22 protein-coding genes are annotated in these 15,131 nt (G+C 62.1%); 16 read left to right on the forward strand and 6 right to left on the reverse strand.

Going from position 1 to position 15,131, the window contains the following annotated elements; genetic code table 11:
• The first annotated feature begins 9 nt into the window (after window positions 1-9).
• From ACFYY2_RS12095 to ACFYY2_RS12170, 16 genes are all read left to right on the forward strand, one after another.
• Window positions 10-459 carry a hypothetical protein gene (locus tag ACFYY2_RS12095; RefSeq protein ID WP_388740700.1) on the forward strand — a complete coding sequence of 150 codons (450 nt, stop codon included), beginning with the start codon at window positions 10-12 and terminating at the stop codon, window positions 457-459.
• Window positions 456-899, forward strand: coding sequence for a hypothetical protein (locus ACFYY2_RS12100; protein WP_388740703.1), 444 nt, complete (start codon window positions 456-458; stop codon window positions 897-899). Before ACFYY2_RS12095 ends, ACFYY2_RS12100 begins: the two co-directional genes overlap by 4 nt.
• Before the next feature lie 197 nt (window positions 900-1,096).
• Window positions 1,097-1,549, forward strand: a complete 453-nt coding sequence (locus tag ACFYY2_RS12105) for a hypothetical protein (RefSeq protein ID WP_388740706.1) — start codon at window positions 1,097-1,099, stop codon at window positions 1,547-1,549.
• Between the two features lie 101 nt (window positions 1,550-1,650).
• Window positions 1,651-2,031, forward strand: a complete 381-nt coding sequence (locus tag ACFYY2_RS12110) for a hypothetical protein (protein ID WP_388740709.1) — start codon at window positions 1,651-1,653, stop codon at window positions 2,029-2,031.
• An 11-nt stretch (window positions 2,032-2,042) separates the two neighbouring features.
• Window positions 2,043-2,537 (forward strand): hypothetical protein, encoded by a 495-nt coding sequence (locus tag ACFYY2_RS12115; RefSeq protein WP_388740711.1) that lies wholly within the window; start codon window positions 2,043-2,045, stop codon window positions 2,535-2,537.
• On the forward strand, window positions 2,537-2,941 hold the full coding sequence (locus tag ACFYY2_RS12120) for a hypothetical protein (protein WP_388740713.1): 405 nt from the start codon (window positions 2,537-2,539) through the stop codon (window positions 2,939-2,941). Before ACFYY2_RS12115 ends, ACFYY2_RS12120 begins: the two co-directional genes overlap by 1 nt.
• An 11-nt stretch (window positions 2,942-2,952) precedes the next feature.
• Window positions 2,953-3,090 carry a hypothetical protein gene (locus tag ACFYY2_RS12125; RefSeq protein WP_388740716.1) on the forward strand — a complete coding sequence of 46 codons (138 nt, stop codon included), beginning with the start codon at window positions 2,953-2,955 and terminating at the stop codon, window positions 3,088-3,090.
• Window positions 3,091-3,371: 281 nt separating this feature from the next.
• Window positions 3,372-3,878, forward strand: a complete 507-nt coding sequence (locus tag ACFYY2_RS12130; RefSeq protein ID WP_388740719.1) for a histone-like nucleoid-structuring protein Lsr2 — start codon at window positions 3,372-3,374, stop codon at window positions 3,876-3,878.
• Window positions 3,875-4,210, forward strand: coding sequence for a hypothetical protein (locus tag ACFYY2_RS12135; protein ID WP_388740722.1), 336 nt, complete (start codon window positions 3,875-3,877; stop codon window positions 4,208-4,210). The genes ACFYY2_RS12130 and ACFYY2_RS12135 overlap by 4 nt, the downstream gene beginning before the upstream one ends.
• Window positions 4,207-4,467, forward strand: a complete 261-nt coding sequence (locus ACFYY2_RS12140) for a hypothetical protein (RefSeq protein ID WP_388740724.1) — start codon at window positions 4,207-4,209, stop codon at window positions 4,465-4,467. Before ACFYY2_RS12135 ends, ACFYY2_RS12140 begins: the two co-directional genes overlap by 4 nt.
• A complete protein-coding gene (locus ACFYY2_RS12145; protein WP_388740727.1) occupies window positions 4,460-4,771 on the forward strand; it encodes a hypothetical protein in 312 nt (103 codons plus the stop codon). Before ACFYY2_RS12140 ends, ACFYY2_RS12145 begins: the two co-directional genes overlap by 8 nt.
• Window positions 4,772-4,910: 139 nt before the next feature.
• On the forward strand, window positions 4,911-5,099 hold the full coding sequence (locus ACFYY2_RS12150; protein ID WP_388740730.1) for a hypothetical protein: 189 nt from the start codon (window positions 4,911-4,913) through the stop codon (window positions 5,097-5,099).
• Between the two features lie 40 nt (window positions 5,100-5,139).
• Window positions 5,140-6,444: a DUF3987 domain-containing protein gene (locus ACFYY2_RS12155; protein ID WP_388740735.1), complete on the forward strand. Its 1,305-nt coding sequence runs from the start codon at window positions 5,140-5,142 to the stop codon at window positions 6,442-6,444.
• Between the two features lie 50 nt (window positions 6,445-6,494).
• Window positions 6,495-6,686, forward strand: coding sequence for a hypothetical protein (locus ACFYY2_RS12160; protein WP_388740737.1), 192 nt, complete (start codon window positions 6,495-6,497; stop codon window positions 6,684-6,686).
• 14 nt (window positions 6,687-6,700) lie between these two features.
• On the forward strand, window positions 6,701-8,287 hold the full coding sequence (locus ACFYY2_RS12165; RefSeq protein ID WP_388740740.1) for a DUF6884 domain-containing protein: 1,587 nt from the start codon (window positions 6,701-6,703) through the stop codon (window positions 8,285-8,287).
• A 76-nt stretch (window positions 8,288-8,363) separates the two neighbouring features.
• On the forward strand, window positions 8,364-8,585 hold the full coding sequence (locus ACFYY2_RS12170) for a hypothetical protein (RefSeq protein WP_388740742.1): 222 nt from the start codon (window positions 8,364-8,366) through the stop codon (window positions 8,583-8,585).
• A 247-nt stretch (window positions 8,586-8,832) separates the two neighbouring features.
• Here ACFYY2_RS12170 and ACFYY2_RS12175 read toward each other — a convergent pair whose 3' ends face one another.
• From ACFYY2_RS12175 to ACFYY2_RS12200, 6 genes are all read right to left on the reverse strand, one after another.
• Entirely contained in the window at window positions 8,833-9,033 is a 201-nt protein-coding gene (locus tag ACFYY2_RS12175) for a hypothetical protein (protein ID WP_388740745.1), read from the reverse strand.
• Between the two features lie 11 nt (window positions 9,034-9,044).
• Window positions 9,045-9,863, reverse strand: coding sequence for a peptidoglycan-binding protein (locus ACFYY2_RS12180; protein ID WP_388740748.1), 819 nt, complete (start codon window positions 9,861-9,863; stop codon window positions 9,045-9,047).
• A gap of 360 nt (window positions 9,864-10,223) precedes the next feature.
• The gene (locus ACFYY2_RS12185; protein ID WP_388740751.1) at window positions 10,224-11,612 is read right to left on the reverse strand and encodes a hypothetical protein; all 1,389 of its coding nucleotides are present in this window, start codon (window positions 11,610-11,612) and stop codon (window positions 10,224-10,226) included.
• A 196-nt stretch (window positions 11,613-11,808) separates the two neighbouring features.
• Window positions 11,809-12,885, reverse strand: a complete 1,077-nt coding sequence (locus ACFYY2_RS12190; protein WP_388740753.1) for a hypothetical protein — start codon at window positions 12,883-12,885, stop codon at window positions 11,809-11,811.
• Window positions 12,886-12,888: 3 nt separating this feature from the next.
• Window positions 12,889-14,103 (reverse strand): siphovirus ReqiPepy6 Gp37-like family protein, encoded by a 1,215-nt coding sequence (locus ACFYY2_RS12195; RefSeq protein ID WP_388740755.1) that lies wholly within the window; start codon window positions 14,101-14,103, stop codon window positions 12,889-12,891.
• A gap of 30 nt (window positions 14,104-14,133) precedes the next feature.
• On the reverse strand, window positions 14,134-15,120 hold the full coding sequence (locus tag ACFYY2_RS12200) for a phage tail domain-containing protein (protein ID WP_388740758.1): 987 nt from the start codon (window positions 15,118-15,120) through the stop codon (window positions 14,134-14,136).
• Window positions 15,121-15,131: the final 11 nt, after the last annotated feature.

Raw genomic sequence — 15,131 nt, forward strand, 5'->3', positions numbered from 1 at the left:
GGAGAAGCAATGCCACACGTGATGCTTAAGACGTACGAGGTCGAGGCCGGAAACATCCTCTTCACCGGAACATCCGCCTTCAAGGTCGAGGAGGTTCGGGAGCCCAGCCACCCGCTCTTCCCTGGCCTGGTCTTCGAGGGCTACTACTTCGACACCAAGCGCGGCGTCTGGGGGCGTAAGACCACCCTGAGCGCCGAGTACGGCGCCAAGTGGCGTGAGTACGACTTCCCCTTTCCGGACGCCCACTTCTCGGCCTACCTGAGGAAGGGTGATCCGGCTGTGGTTCGGGACTACAGCAATGGTTCCTCCGTATGGTCCCAGGAAGTGAAGTGCAAGGTGGTCGAGTTCGGGGAGCTGACCTCCCGCGTGAGGGTTACCGGCGACTCCTGGCAGTTCGTCAAGCACACCACCGTAGAAGTCCCCTCCCAGCGTCTCTACCGTCGAAAGGACAGCAAGTGAGCACAAGCCAGTTCAAGCGTGGGGACTACGTATTCGTGCACGAGGCCGGACGCGTAACTGGTGCCGGTCAGATCACGGATGGCTGCTTGGAGAGCATCCCCTTCATCGTCCGTATGGCCGGAACGAATCACTACGTGCAGAAGTGGGGGAAGGACCTGGAGATACACCCGCAGCAGGACTACCGCCACTTCCTCAAGAAGGAGGTGCCTGTGCCCGAGAAGACCTACACCGAGGCCCAGGTGAGCGAGGCCGTGAATGCGGCCATGGATCTGATCATCGGCGAAATCGAATGTGACCAGGAGTGGGAAGACCTGCTGTCCCTCATGGCCAATGCGACCCTGACCGTTCTCAAGTCCGAGATGGGTGCCGACCTCGAAGACGTCGTGGAGGAGAACTACGGCGAAGAGCTGGACGAGTTCAAGAGCGCAAGGGGGTTCTAGTGGCCCACTCCCTGACCCTGTGGGATCGCCTCACCGAGTGGGAGCGGGATCTCCTCGCAGCCATTCCGCTCGGGGGTGACTGCTTCTGGTGTGAGACACCGCTCCCCACCGAGGCGGATCACGCCAAACACTTTCGGTTCGCCGACCGCGTGACTACGGGCGTCGGCTACTGCCCCAACAAGGAAAAGAGTCTTCTGATGGAAACGCAGATCCCCGCGTGGCACAGCACGGTGGGCTACCCGCAGCTCGGCAAGGGACCGGACTACCGCGGATACGTGGTGAAGGTCCAGGGCACCGACGACGGGCACCCCGAGCGCTGGTTCACCTACGCCTTCGACCAGGACGCCAGACACACCTACTGGATCGGGATGACCGACAGCGCCGACGAGGCGAAGGCGGTCCTGGAGCGGCTTCTCAAGGACGGATGGATCTGCGAGCACTACATAGGTGACGACGCCGGCCACTGCTCGGACCGCGCCATGACCGTCCGATCCACGTGGGATGAGGGGCGGACGAAAAAGTTCCGAGTCCTGCTGTGCGAGGCACACAGGAACATCTTGCCCGACTGGGATCGGATGACCATCGGACAGTACGTCCGCACCTTCAGCGGCCTGGAGCAGGACGAGCCGATAAAGGGCGCCCGTAAGTAATCACGTTCGAGCGCGTTTGTCGAGAGGCCCGGAGTGGCTAATGCTCCGGGCCTTTTCCATGGGCGCTCGCCCAAAACACCTCACAACTCGGAAGGTTCATCATGCGCATTCCGTTCTTCACCACCCGCCGCAACCGTCACGTCAGTGAGATCGAGCAGGCCGACGCGATTGCCGATCTCCTGGTCTCGCATGTCCAGCTTGCCGACGAGGTGCGGTCGCTGACCGACCAAATGGCGCAGCTGGTCAAGCTGAACCAGCGGCGGGAAAACCTGGTGACCGCAGCCATGGACGTTGCCGACGGGTTCGACAACGCCTCGATCGCATCCGACGCGGCTCCGCACTTCACCGAGTCGGAGCTTACCCCGCTGCTGCGACTGTTCCACGCGGCCGGCCGTTACGAGGCCGCCGAAATCTGGGAGCGGCTGAACGACATCCCTGACGTGGACCCGTTCGCGGTTCAGAGCCAGACCGTCAACGCCTGAAAGGAATCATCATGTCCCGCAAGTACCCCAAGAAGTTCCGTAAGGAACAGGCGGAAAAGCTCAAGGCCGCTGACGCATTCACGGATGCGTGGATGACGTCCGGGTTGGCTTACAGCCTGATATCCGACTACTCGTGCACGCTCACCTGTGAGGAGGCCATGACGTACGCATGCATTTTCCGCGCCTTCAAGTACCCGGACACGGCCGAGCAGATCCTTGCTGACCACGGCGAGGACTGCGACAACCCGCACTACCACGAGGACCAGGGTGTTTGGACGTTCACCCTCCAGCCGGGAGGCAACGAGGCGGACGGAGAAGGCGAGTACACCATCGTCGCGGACGGCAGGGACGGGTCGGACGCCGAAGAGCGTGCGAAGGAATTCCTTCGCCGCAAGCTCAAGCAGAAGTACAAGACGTACTTCTGGATCGATGTGCAAGAGGTTGAGGCCGGAGTTCCCGGCTCGACCGCCCTTTACTCCTGGACCGACATTCGAGAGGCAGCGTAATGAGCTGGCGATACGTGGTGAAGAAGTGCAAGGCCGAGACGCACGGCGAGAAGTGCGGTCCCTGGACGATCGTGGAATCCATGCTGGACGCGGGATGGAAAGACATGTACCGCCTGGCGGCTACTCTGCCGCACGCGATCGTCTCTCGCACGTACGTGGGAACTCAGAACTGGTCCACATCGCCTTACAAGGCATTCGAGCACATTGAGGGAGGTGGCCTCTGCTACTTCTGCGGCAAGGGCCGTGGACCCCTCTGCAAGACGGGCGACGGAAATCACTTCCTGTGCGAGCCCTGCCAGAAGATTTCCCGCAGGGACCACAAGCAGTGGGCGCGGGACAACGGCACCACGCCGAGTCCGTTCACCTACGTACCGATCATCGAAACCCTCGACCACACCCACTGAAAGGGTCCCGAATGTACGTCGCTCACATCGGACCGGCCTGGCACAGGCGTTTCGACAACTACGCGGAAGCGGTCACGTACGCGGCCTCTTACGGCCTTCCCTCCGTGTGTGTGGAACTGGACCTCTACAAGCGCAAGCGCGCTCGCTGACGGAGGAAAGTAATGGAGCGAAACGCAGTGGGTAGCGAACCGGTGATGACGCTCAGCTTCGTGGGATTCGAAGAGCCGAAGCGTTGGACCTCTGATGGTGGGCGGCTCCACTGGGTGGCGTACGGCCACGTAGTGGTGACGTGCTCGGAGCACGGAGAAATCATCCGCTTCCTCGCGACTTCGAGCCTCCACAAGACCGACCCGCGGGGACACGGGAACGCGGTTCTCTGGGAGGGCAACCACCTGCGCCAGGATCACGGGATCGATAGGGGTTGGTGACGATGTACCTGACCAACGATTGGCTCGTAGAGGCGGCTGCCGATGCCAGGCGTCGCAAAAGCGAGAGCACGGTATGGGTGGACACCCTCACGGCCAGACTCCACGGCAACATGCATTTCAACGCCGCTTTGGCTCTGGCGAATTCCAGAGTGGAGCGTTACCTCGAAATGAACGATCTACAGGAAAGCCCGGACCTTATTCGGGAGCACTTGATCCTGTGGAAGGTTCGGGAGGAGGGAGATCGGTCGGCGCTTCTCTCTCCCGAAATACGGCTCTTCAACGCTCGCTATCCGGCTCACCTTCGGAAGGTGGCGGAAGAGAAGGCGAGGCGTGAGGAGTCGAAGCGCATAGCGGCCGAGTCCCGCAAGTCCGCTGAGCGGGCCGCACATCGGACGTGGCTCATGAAGGACATGCGCGAATGGGGCCGGAAGAACGGCCACTTCGTCGGTACGCGGGGCAGCATCCCGCGCAAGGTCATCGACGCCTACACGGAGGCAAAGGGAAAATGAAGAACATCGCTGTGGGGATCATCCCCGAGGACCTGGTGAACCTCGTCGTCACGGTGGAGTGGACACCGGAGATCAGTGACTACACGGTCACCCTGCTGACCAGCGAGGGCGAGCCGATGGCCGGCCAGGTCTACACCCTCAAGGCGAAGGACCCGATCGGGTACACCCCGGAGCCCTCCGACCTGGACGGACTCGTGATGCGGGGCCTGGAGCACGTTCTCGCCTTCCCCGCTCGCCTGACCCGCTCTCTCGCGCTGTTCGCGCACTTCGAGTGGCACAACCCGGCCCAGATGAGCAACAAGGACCGGGCCAAGTACGGGGCCGCCGCGTGAGCGCGATGAAGCACCTGTTGATGCAGCGCCTGGACGTCGACCTCACCGAGCTGGGGACGCAGGCCGCTAATGCGGCCTTGCTCGACACCTCCGCGGAACGGCTCAAGGCCCTTACCGCCGTGTTCGAGGAGTGCGGAGAGCGGGCGAGCACCTACGACTCCCCCCATTCGACCGTAGAACAGTTGGTCCGCTGGGTGGCCATGGACTTCCAGATATCCCGCAAGAACGCTCGTGAAATGGAGTACGCAAATGCCTGACCAGTTCTGGACCACCATCAAGGAACAGCTCAAGGAGCTGAAGTCCGCCGAGAATGCGGATGACGTGATTCGGATTCTGTCTCCCGAGCGAAACCCCTACGGACCCGAATGGGACGGAATGGATGGCGCCGCCTCCGGGTTCTTCGCGGGGTCCGGTAGCGGAGACACCATAGATGACGCCTTGGACGATGCCGGCTGGTCGTTCGTGTGGTCGGCATGGGCACATCACTACTGCATGAAGGCGCCGGACGGCTCGATGATCACCTACATCGAGGGTGACATCTACCGAGGGAACAAGCGCTAACTCGGCCTGCTTGTACAGCAGTTGACCCAATGAGGTGCCGTGGTGGAGACCGGGCGTTGCCCGGTCTCTTGCCATGGACTCTTAATTGAGTCCGTGACGACCAAAACTTGAATGTATGATGCGCGAGAGAGGATCACTGATGGCCCGCAGAGTGGTTGAGACCGTGACGTGCGATGCCTGCTCGAAGAAGGGTTTGGAGGTCACGGGAACCGTGACGCTCACGATCATGGACGACAGCTACGACCTGTGCGACGAGCACGGGGCCCGGTTCCGGGACCAGCTTCGCGCCGCCCTTGCGCCGTCCCTCGACGTCGCTCTCTCCGCCTAACAGAGAAAGCAGAGATCACCTCATGACAACGTTTTCACAGATGAAGTTCGGCCCTCTGGGCGAGGCCATCGAGGCAGCGATGCCGACGAGCGAGGCCGACCCCATCGGAGTGTGGGCGGCCAGTCTCTCGCTGTACTCGGCCGCGATCAGCCGCCGCGTGCGTACCGAGGACCGGCGGCCCATCGTGGTCTGGACCGTCCTCGCCGGTCGGAGCGCCATCGGGCGCAAGGGCTATGCCCTCGGGACGGCGACGGCCCTGCTCGGCAAGTCGATCGGGGGATTCATACACACCCGGAAGCGGTCTGGTGTGTCGTCCGGCCCGTCTCTGGTGGACATGCTCGCGGGTTTGGAGCTGGACACGATGGGGGCGGACGGAGGCATTGACGGACGCTGCATGCTCCTTGAAGAGGAGTGGGCGGCCGTGCTCAAGACGCAGAAGAAGTGCGCCAAGTTCAGCACCCTGTTCCGCACGGCGTGGGACGGGAAGCCGATCAGCAACCGCACCAAGAAGGACGGCTTGCAGTCGGTTGCTCAGCCTCTCCTTGGGTTCCATGCCCACATCACTCCGGGGGAGTGGGCCAAGTACGTCTCGGCGAGCGAGGCCCTGGGCGGCTCGTACAACCGACTCCTCCCGGTTCTGGTCGAGCGCTCGAAGATGCTGCCCTACAACAACAAGTGGCAGCTCCCGGACACCTCGGCGCTCAAGACGGCGTACACCTGGGCTCAGGAAGAGGACAGGGTGATGCGGTTCAGCGTCGAGGCCGGCGAGCGGTTCGACGAGATCCGGGCCCTGGTCGAGGACCGGATGGCCGAGCTTCCCGAGCTGCTGGCCTCGTACATGGAGCGATCCGCCGAACAGGTTCAGCGTGTCTCCGCCGTGCTCAGCGCCACGGTGATGGAGGAAGAAATCAGTCGTGAAGCCGTAGAGGCGGCCTGGAACTTTGTTTCCTTCAGCATGGCCAGCGTCGAAAAGCTCGTGAAGGACGCGGCTACCAACAACGAGGGCAACAAGCCCATGAAGACCCCTGAGGAGCTGGTCAGGGAAGTGCTGAAGCGGTACGGGGGTCAGGCGAAGTCGTCGGACATGCTGAGGCCCCTGTGGGGGAAGCTCAACGCGGCGGCTCTGAAAGAGACGGTCGAGGGCATGGACGACGTGGAGATGTGGACCGAGAGGACCGGGAGCCGCGGCGCCCCCTCGATCATGTTCCGTCTGGTCGAGGAGGTCCAGGCCCCCGAGCCCAAGCGGCCGGATGCCCAAGTGATCGACATGCAGGAACTTTTGAAGAGTAAGAACAAGCCGGTTGATCCCCCCGCTCTGGGCAACTTTTTCTCGGGACTCATCTAATGACGTGTACGCGCTCCACCATCTTTACCAGACCCTCCAAGCGAGTCGAAATGATCGCAAAGGAGCCCACTTCCGGGATGGCGTACACGGTCGCCGAGGAGTGGGCTTCCAAGATTCGGAAGCTCGGAATGACGGACCGGTTCGGGATGCAGATGGATCCGCTTCCGCGGGGCTTCTGGGGCGTCTACCTCATAGACCGATCGATCCCGGAAGACCAGCCCACCAACGCCAAGCGTAAGTAATTAGGAGACCTGACATGAGCGACCTCAAGACCCTCCCCGTGCCCGGACAGCTCCGCAGGCACGTCCTGAAGAACCTGCGGCCGACGACCAAGGGGGAGAGAGACCTCCTGGACGCCAGCCAGGTCGGTGCCGATGAGCTGGTGGCGCAGGGGATGAACTCTCTGAACTCCATCGATCTGCACCTGACCAACGACGCCATCGGCGCCGCCATCGACATCGCTCGGGGTTGGCTCGACAGCGACAACGGCAACAACGTCATGGCGGGCAAGTCGATGCTCAAATACGAACTGGAGTTCGAGCCGGACGACCCGCGCGAGATCCGGCACCAGATCAAGATGCCCAAGAGCCTCGCAGGTCAGTTCGTGGACACGTACGGTTTCAACGTCGATGCCTGGCAGTTCAAGGATCTCTCCGAGGCCGTGAAGGTCGACCTTTCCGGGATGAGCTGGACAGGTACCGGCGCGTCCGGTCGGGTGCGCGCTGAGACTCTGGGTTGGTTCCTGGCGAAGGCTCGTCACCTGTGCTCCCACCCCAACAGCGCCGTCCAGCGATCAGCTTCCAAGTTCTTCCACACCTTCACCGAGCCGTTCGAGCAGACCCAGCGACTCATCAACGGGTACCTGTCGACTGACACCGTCGAGGACCAGGCCCCGGAGCCTGCCGGTGATGAGCCCGACTTCACGGAGGCCATTCACGGCCGCCAGGATGAAGCCGCGGCTCCTCCGAAGCGCCTCGTAGTGGTGGCCTGCGGAGGTAAGAAGGCGGACGCTCCGGGGAGGATCCCCGCAGATGAGCGATACACCGGAAACTACTTCCGGGCCTGCATGATGGCCGCCGAGGTCATGGACGGCCCGACGCTAATCCTCAGTGCGAAGTACGGGTTCGTCTCTCCCAGTGATGAGATCGAGAACTACGACGTGAAATGGGGCGGCAAGGGCAGCATCCGACTCGCGGCCGTGAGGCAGCAGGTCAAGGGGATGGGCCTGGAGGACGCGAAGGTCACTGTCCTCGGGGGCGAGCGGTACGTGAAGGCGGCCCGCCAGATTTGGCCGGACGCGGAAGCCCCGCTTGAGGGAGGCATAGGGCAGCAGCTCAAGCAGCTTGCTGGCATCTACGACGGTGAGGCCCTGGGCGACGACGAGGCCGGCGAGGGCCCTTCGACCTGGACCTCTGGACAGTTCCGGGAGGTCAGCTACCTGCCGAGTCGGACCCGTCCCGACGGTCCGGTCATCTGGTACGGCGGTAAGGCCGGAAAGGCGAACCCGAAGCCTGGCCGATGGGTGAAGGTCAAGATTGTCTACACCGGTGACAGCCGCTATGACCTGGTGGACCAGGAGACTCGTGAGTCTGCGCAGACCGTCACCCTCGTCTCGAAGGTGCATTGGGCTCTCGTCGAGAACGCGCCGGCCCCCGTCGAGGTTGAGGCCGAGGTCGAGGAGATCCAGGCCCCCGAGCCTGGGCCCGCGACGAAGCCCGCGACCAAGGCCGGAAACTACGAAGTCTCCGAGAACTGGCTTGAGTTGGCCGAGGAAGGCAACACCGAGGCTGCCCGCCGCTACTGGACGCGCAGGTGCGAAGAGTGGCGTCTCACCGGCAAGTAGTCCGACTCACAACGAAGCGGCCCTGTCCAGGCTAATTGGACAGGGCCGCTCCTGCGTAAATCCTACAGGAGCAGTGATGCGCGAAAAGTTCCGCAGAGAGCTGGACGGATACAGAGAGGACATCCGGGAGGGGGACCAGGTCACGCACCACACCCACCCGAACGAGGTGGGGGAGGTGGTCCGGGCGCAGCCCGTTCGAACCGGTGGCACGATCTTCCACGTGGTGTGGCCAGGGGGTACGTACTCCGTCCCCTACCCGAGCACGAGTGCACTGACGAAGTACGAGGGAGAGCTGTGAGTGAAGAGCGCCGAAAGTGTGCCGACTGCGGAGGCTTCTTGCCTGATGGGGTCAGCCGTGTCGAGTGCCGGCACTGTTCCAAGTGCATCAACCTAGCCTGTGGCTGGGGTCACGGTGGAGGCAGGGAAGGCGAGAAGGCCATCTAGGGGGAGACAAAAAAGAGGCCCCCGGCCGAAGCCGGGGGCCGTTCTTTCCTTCTCTCTCAACCCAGGTGCACCCCTGCACCTAGCCTGTGGGCTGTCTCGGCCTACTCGGTCGAGGCCGCTCGTGCTCTGCGGGTCTTGGTGTCCTCATGGGTGGCAGCAGCCACACCGGCACCGAAGAGGGCCGCGGAGGCGGTCACGATGGCTTCCCACGGGACGTGGGGCCAGACGATCAGAAGTGCCGGCACGAGTGCCGCGAGCACGGAGTAGATACGAACCCCGTGGACGGAAATGAAGTTGGTCATGGTCGTTCTCCTTAGCTGAACAGACGCTTCCAAGTGGTCGGGCCGGGGTAGCCGTCTGCATCCGAACCGGTCCAGTGCTGGGCCTTCTGGAACGCCTGCACCGCCTTGCGGTCGGCCTCACCCCAACGAGGGCCAGGACCAACGGCGTAGAAGCGTCCGTAGCCCTTCTTCACCAGCTGCTTGCCGAGCTGCGTGACGTGGGCGTTGTCGGCGCCGGCCTTGAAGTACTGCTTGCCGGGGAAGACCGGGACACCCGGCTTGCCGACCGGTGCAGCATCGAAAAGAGCCTTCGGTGAGATGGATCCCGGGTCACCGTGGTCGTTCCCGGGGATGTTGGAGTGGCAGTAGTGCCCCGCCGTGGTCAGCCAGATCGCACGGTCTCGACGAGAGGCGCCGGGGTAGGCGGGAGGGTTGCCCATCGGGAACGCGTCAGGGACACCCCATGAGCGGATAGCCCCCATCAGCTTCCGGAAGTTGGGGCCGGGCTTCCACGTCTTGGTGAACGGGCTCTTGGCTCGCGCCAGGACTTCGATCTGAATGCACACCTTGCCCACGCGGTTCGTCCGGGAGGATCCGTCGTTCCGCAGTGCTCGCGCGCTCTCGTTGAGCGGGCCGAACTGTCCGATGCGGTCAGTGCTCGGGTCGTAAAGAATGTGGGGCTCGGAGCCGTTCTGTATCAGGTAGTTGGCAACGCTCTTGAAGGCAGCGTCACCGTCTCCGGACTCCGTGGTGTGCCAGACGACGCGGGCGCCGGCCTTCGGCAGGTCCATCGCACCGCCAATGGTGCCGTCGCCCAGGCGCTCAGCGCCTGCAATCCAGTTAGTTGCCATTAGTCCTCCAAGGAAGTATTAGTCAGCCGAACAACGGCCAGGCGAGATGGGTCTAGGGAAGTGAGGAGCTGAACCAGTCGCTCGTTTTCCAGCTCAATGCGGGAAAGGCGCGTGTTGATCTCCTTGAGAGAAGCCTCTAGCCGGTCGGCGCGACTCTTTTGGGCTTCCGCCTCTTCTCGCCAAATCTTTGCGGTGTTGGTTCGGAACGATGCGATAACCACGACACCGGCCGCGATCACTACAGAAACAGTTCCAGCGTGATTGAAAATCTCCGAGGGGAGCAACTAAACCCCTCCTTCTGTGTGTGGGCAGCAGAAAGGGCCCCTAGGTATCGTCTAGGGGCCCTGGTGCGATGCGAGGTTACGGATTCAGTAAAGGAAGGATCTGGCTGGCGATGAACGAATGCCCTGCGTCAGACAGGTGAACCGAGTCGGGACCAGGCTGACCTACCTCCACAGGGTTCCCCCAGTAACCGAGATCGTTCCAGTAGTCCCAAGAGTTTCGGCCGATGGGCCAGAGATTGATGACGGCTGCGCCGTACGCGTCTGCGATTCCTCGTGCCCGGGTCACATAGTCCTGATACACGTAATTGCTCACGTCGTGCTTCCCGAGGTGCGGGAGGACAAGCAGAAGGTCCGTCTTCCCCTTGTTCGCGTCCTTGACGGCTTGGAAATACTTGGCAACGGACTTTGCCCAAGCGTCGCCAGAGGTACCAGCGGCAGCGTCGCTAGGATCTGCCGTGAAGATAACCAGGTCTGCCGGGTAGTCCTTCCCGCCGTTCCATACGGAGTTCAGCGCGGAAGCCTCGGGCTTGTCATACGCCGAGGCTCTGCCTCCCGCCTTCGCGAGGTTGTCCACGACAATTCCCGAGCTGTTCTCTCCACTCACACCTACAACGGACAGGGACTGATTCGTTCCCGATGCCGTTCCGGCCCACGTGATAGTTACCGTGTGCTGAGCCGAGGAAAGACCCGAAGCGCTGACAACCTGAATGGTGGTGGCGGAACCTCCTGCGTCGGCCACTGCGACCGGAGCACCTGAGTCGATCGTGTAGGTGTAACCGGCTCGGGCCGACTCTCCCGTAAGGGTGAAAATCCGGACGGTAGAGCCGGTTACCTTGAAGGTCAGGCTCGCGTTCGTCGTATCGGCGTAGAGGTAGGTAGCTCCCGGACCGTAATTGCTCTCACCGAGAGACCAAAGGCCAGACTGGGTGAGGATCGATCCATTGCCCTTCCAGGCCGCCACCGCGGCGGCATCGGAATCACCCGAAATGTAGGTCGCAGACCGAGAGGCCGAGAACATGCCCGACCCACCATTGCCCCACTGTGCCTGTAGGGCTGTTCGTATGCTTCCAACCCATCCACCTGAGTGCAGGTTCGTTGCGTAGTAGCCCTGCGCGGTTGAACCGCCGACCACGATGATTCGAGCCTTCCCACCGGTAAGGGTGCTGGCTCTCGCCGCCTTCCAGTGGGCTCCCCAGCCTGAAGGGCTGTAGCTCCCCGCAGGGCACACCGACAGCTGGTCAGCCGGAACCCTGCCGTACTCGTCAAGGGAAGCCAGGCCCGAAGGAGCACCCTTCTGGCCTGTGACGAAATCCTGGGCAGCGCTGAAAGACCCGTGAGGGTCAGGAGCCTCCAGGTGGCCCGCCAGGCGCTCGCCTACGTTCGTGGCCACGAGAGCAACGCGGCCGGCCCCGAAATCAACCCATAGGCGCTCGACGCCTTCAGGGCCCTGGAACTGAGCCACCATGCCCTGAGCATCTGCCCGCAGGCTTGAGATGGGCCCATTCTGCGCGTCGATTAGGTCGGTGATCTGCCGAGCGTTTTCCCCGATCCCGTCCCAGACGGCGCCGACAGCGCCAGGAAATCGAGCGCCTGCCGCGTCCTCTGCGACGTCCGCAGCGGTTCCACCGAAAGTATTTCTAACCATATGTGGTCCTCACTTACTAGAAGATGTTGGCCTCATATGTGCCAGAGAAGGTGAGCGTGGCCTTAGGCGGAAGAGTCTTGAAGTTATCAAGGCCGGAAGCCGGGTTGGTGGCACTAGGCATGTAAATGCTCATGAAGGTGTTAGATGCTCCCGTTCCTGAGAAACCCGTCAAGGTAGTGAAACCAGGTATCCCATTGAAGGTGACTGGGTTGTTCAGGACACCGTGAAATACCTGACGCATAGTTGCGTGAGCCGGAACGGGAAGCCGAATGCCGTAAGCGACTCCGCCATCGGTTTGGAACGTCGTGCCGAGCGGGTTGTTGATGCTGATAGCGAACGAGACCGTATTGGGGGCGATCCATCGCCATTGCCCCGAGGAGGCCGCGTCAATAAAAGAGTTAGGCAGGTCACTGTCATTCAAAAGGGCAGGAAGATAGGGGCCAGGCGGGCCCATCGTCCTGGTTGCAACAACCGCCTCCCTGTCGTTGTACCTTTCGTTTCTCACTCCGTCGACGTTGCTATCCATGTCGTAGCTGAACGTTCCGGCAGGCAAAAGCAGTGCGCTCTCTCCCGCGTTCCAGGGGAAGCCCACTGCCGAGGGCATGTCGTATGGCGCCCTACCGATAAGCGAGATCGCCCCTCCGTTAGCCGGAACAGAGACCTCGTACAGAGGGAGTTCCGTAATTCCGCCCACTCCGCGAACAGGCATGGGGACGAGAGGCGAGGCGGCGGCCACGCCGGCGCGAACCGCCAAGTTCACTCCGGGCTTCGACATATCAAGTCGAAGAACGATGAGGTCCTTGCGCCCGGTGCTTCCTGAGTTGGCGGTAATGGACACCGTCTTGGCGGCCGTCAGTTCGTAATAAAAGCCGCCGACCCAAGCCTTTCCAACGCCTACCTGGACGGTCGTTACGTTGACTACCGAGCCCGGGAAGGGAAGGTTTCCGGCGCTCTGAGCGCCGAACCCGAGCTGGAGGTCAACCCGGTCGCTTCCCCACATGTGGGCCATCTTTTGCCACTGGGCTTCCGATACGGCCTTGGCGGCGCCGGTAGTCGCATTGTCCGCATTGAACGGGTAGGAAATCTCGGCCATGCTTCACATCCTCGCCTCAAGTTTGCGCAGCTTCTCGCGCATATCGAAAACCGTCTTGTACAGGTTGAGCGGGTTACCTGAACCCTGTTCACCGATGGTCGGAGTAATGGTTTCGGAGTCTCCGCCCTGGTCTACGGTGATGGAGACCTCACGCACAATGTCCGTGTACTCGACCCCGTCAATGGAGACCGTGACAATGTCGCCGACGAAGTAGTCCCGGCCGAACTTGATCTGTTCGGTATCGACGGGGTAAATCTGGAAGTTGCCGTTCTTGGCGCCTGTATTCAGGGCCTCCGCAGCAGCGTCCAAGACGGCCTGCTTGGCGGTGGTGAACTGCGCGTCAGTCACCGAGAGGTCGGCCTTGATCGGGAGTCCCGTAGCCGGGTCAGCCTTGAGGGGCAGGTCCCTACGGTCTAGGAACTGCTCGACCTGAAGGCCCCACTCGGCCTCGGTGGCGCTGTCGATCTGCTGGTACAGGTACCGGCCCTTGCCGGTGCCCTGGCAGGCCACGATGACCCGCGTGACGGTCGGAGCCGTCAGGGACCAGGTGAACTCTCGAAGGTTCCCCAGTTCCTTGCTGAACCTGACCGCCTTGGAGCGGTCCCGCGGAGTGAACAGGCTCAGGTTGATCTTCTTGGCGTTGGGGTCGTACAGGAACCGGTAGCCGGTCGTCTTGGTGTCGATCCACGATTCGAGCTTCGTGCCGATGACATCCCACTGGAGGTTGTCAGAGACCGCTTTGCCGAGCGCGACATCGTTCCCGATCTCGACGCCGGCCGCCCGACGGCTGGCCAGCGCACCAGCCCCCATCGCCTTGTTCAACTCGTCCCATACGAGGTGACCAGCGAGGCCGGAAACTGCTCGACCGTTGTCGGTCGCCTGCCACTGCTGGGTTGCAGCCTTGGTCGGGTCAGGGAAGGCCAGCCGGTTGTACGCCAGCTTGTTGTCGCATTTTCCGCCGAAGTACAGGGAGCCGAGGGAAGTGTGTTGAGCGCTTGTCCAATAGTGCTGGAAACTCTCAATCTGCCCGGTGAGGATGGGGAGGGCGACACCATCCTGATAGATGGCGACGCCGCCGCCCTTCTGGAGAAGGTCAGCCTGAGGAGTCCCCGCGGCCACGAGTATCTGCCATGTGCCTTGCTGGCAATACCGAACTACTAGATCCATCGAGATCCATGTGTCGATGATGCCTATTCGGTTCAGGGCAGCGTCGCGCACCTCCACTCGGTATCCCATGTGCACCTCATGTCAGTAAGTCAAATAGCGTGGATAGAGCGTCATCTTCACCGTTGGGCGACCGCTACCGGCGAGAAGATCGGCTTGAGCTGTCGAGGTGCCGGGAGGCACAGACCAGAGAGAGGGACTGGCAGACAGCAGAGGGAAATAAATCTGTCCAGTGTCGTCCGCGACCGTCTTGAAGCCGGGACGGCAGTCCACTGTCAGAGTTCGTCCTGTGGCGATCACGTCGGCTCCGCCTGGCTGATCAGAGATGCCGAAGGATGTGCCGTCCGGCCCGGTGAACTTGAATCGCTTTAGCGGGCCGGTGATTTCCCAGACGGGCCAAGCCTCGATGTCCCCCGGATTCTCAACGGTGAGAGTTCCTGTGGACGCCACTCCCTTTGCCAGGGTCACGGGGAGGAACGAGCTTGAGAGGAGAGGCTGGTCCAAGCCGAAGGACCAGTTGGCGGCTGTCGCGGTGTCTCCGTAGAAAAAGGGATCCGCGGCGGTGAGCTGGATGCCATAGGAGATCCAGGTGAACCCCGAGCTACCTACTGCCTCGCTGCCTTCCATTCCTCCCGCGTAGTAACACTTCAGTCGCCTGGTCTCTCCGTCCTGCTCAATGAACGTCAGGACGGAGTAACCCAGCCTGGGATTCAGAGCGTTGGCTAGCTTCGCTTTGAACTCCCGCAGGGTCTTGCGGTCAATTCCGTAGATGAAGATGGGGAGCATCACGGGCCTAGCTGTCGCCCTGGCACCGCGGACTGTCGCACCGTCCAGGTTGGGAGACTCGTCCATGTGGACGGCGTACGGGGGCATGTCGAGCCCGGTAGCCCCTGGCTGTAGCACCATGGCCGGCCAGGAGCCGGACCGGAGGCCGGTGAGGGGGATCTCCTCCCCCTCACCGTTCCTGCCTCGTATTGACACGTAGGTGCGCTGCCATCGCTCAGGTACTGGGTAGATCACTACGGGATCTTGATCATCACCAGTAGCTATTGAGCGTGCGGGAATCGGCATTTAGCACTCCT

Source organism: Streptomyces sp. NPDC001822, from assembly GCF_042892135.1.
Lineage (GTDB): Bacteria > Actinomycetota > Actinomycetes > Streptomycetales > Streptomycetaceae > Streptomyces.

What these genes read in the sequence shown, in the direction of transcription:
- ACFYY2_RS12115 (WP_388740711.1), top strand. Translation starts at nt 2,043, where the DNA reads ATGTCCCGCAAGTACCCCAAGAAGTTCCGTAAGGAACAGGCGGAAAAG.
- ACFYY2_RS12170 (WP_388740742.1), top strand. Translation starts at nt 8,364, where the DNA reads ATGCGCGAAAAGTTCCGCAGAGAGCTGGACGGATACAGAGAGGACATC.
- ACFYY2_RS12120 (WP_388740713.1), top strand. Translation starts at nt 2,537, where the DNA reads ATGAGCTGGCGATACGTGGTGAAGAAGTGCAAGGCCGAGACGCACGGC.
- ACFYY2_RS12160 (WP_388740737.1), top strand. Translation starts at nt 6,495, where the DNA reads ATGATCGCAAAGGAGCCCACTTCCGGGATGGCGTACACGGTCGCCGAG.
- ACFYY2_RS12190 (WP_388740753.1), bottom strand. Translation starts at nt 12,885, where the DNA reads ATGGCCGAGATTTCCTACCCGTTCAATGCGGACAATGCGACTACCGGC.
- ACFYY2_RS12135 (WP_388740722.1), top strand. Translation starts at nt 3,875, where the DNA reads ATGAAGAACATCGCTGTGGGGATCATCCCCGAGGACCTGGTGAACCTC.
- ACFYY2_RS12145 (WP_388740727.1), top strand. Translation starts at nt 4,460, where the DNA reads ATGCCTGACCAGTTCTGGACCACCATCAAGGAACAGCTCAAGGAGCTG.
- ACFYY2_RS12200 (WP_388740758.1), bottom strand. Translation starts at nt 15,120, where the DNA reads ATGCCGATTCCCGCACGCTCAATAGCTACTGGTGATGATCAAGATCCC.
- ACFYY2_RS12180 (WP_388740748.1), bottom strand. Translation starts at nt 9,863, where the DNA reads ATGGCAACTAACTGGATTGCAGGCGCTGAGCGCCTGGGCGACGGCACC.
- ACFYY2_RS12130 (WP_388740719.1), top strand. Translation starts at nt 3,372, where the DNA reads ATGTACCTGACCAACGATTGGCTCGTAGAGGCGGCTGCCGATGCCAGG.
- ACFYY2_RS12175 (WP_388740745.1), bottom strand. Translation starts at nt 9,033, where the DNA reads ATGACCAACTTCATTTCCGTCCACGGGGTTCGTATCTACTCCGTGCTC.
- ACFYY2_RS12105 (WP_388740706.1), top strand. Translation starts at nt 1,097, where the DNA reads ATGGAAACGCAGATCCCCGCGTGGCACAGCACGGTGGGCTACCCGCAG.
- ACFYY2_RS12155 (WP_388740735.1), top strand. Translation starts at nt 5,140, where the DNA reads ATGAAGTTCGGCCCTCTGGGCGAGGCCATCGAGGCAGCGATGCCGACG.
- ACFYY2_RS12185 (WP_388740751.1), bottom strand. Translation starts at nt 11,612, where the DNA reads ATGGTGGCTCAGTTCCAGGGCCCTGAAGGCGTCGAGCGCCTATGGGTT.
- ACFYY2_RS12110 (WP_388740709.1), top strand. Translation starts at nt 1,651, where the DNA reads ATGCGCATTCCGTTCTTCACCACCCGCCGCAACCGTCACGTCAGTGAG.
- ACFYY2_RS12095 (WP_388740700.1), top strand. Translation starts at nt 10, where the DNA reads ATGCCACACGTGATGCTTAAGACGTACGAGGTCGAGGCCGGAAACATC.
- ACFYY2_RS12150 (WP_388740730.1), top strand. Translation starts at nt 4,911, where the DNA reads ATGGCCCGCAGAGTGGTTGAGACCGTGACGTGCGATGCCTGCTCGAAG.
- ACFYY2_RS12125 (WP_388740716.1), top strand. Translation starts at nt 2,953, where the DNA reads ATGTACGTCGCTCACATCGGACCGGCCTGGCACAGGCGTTTCGACAAC.
- ACFYY2_RS12165 (WP_388740740.1), top strand. Translation starts at nt 6,701, where the DNA reads ATGAGCGACCTCAAGACCCTCCCCGTGCCCGGACAGCTCCGCAGGCAC.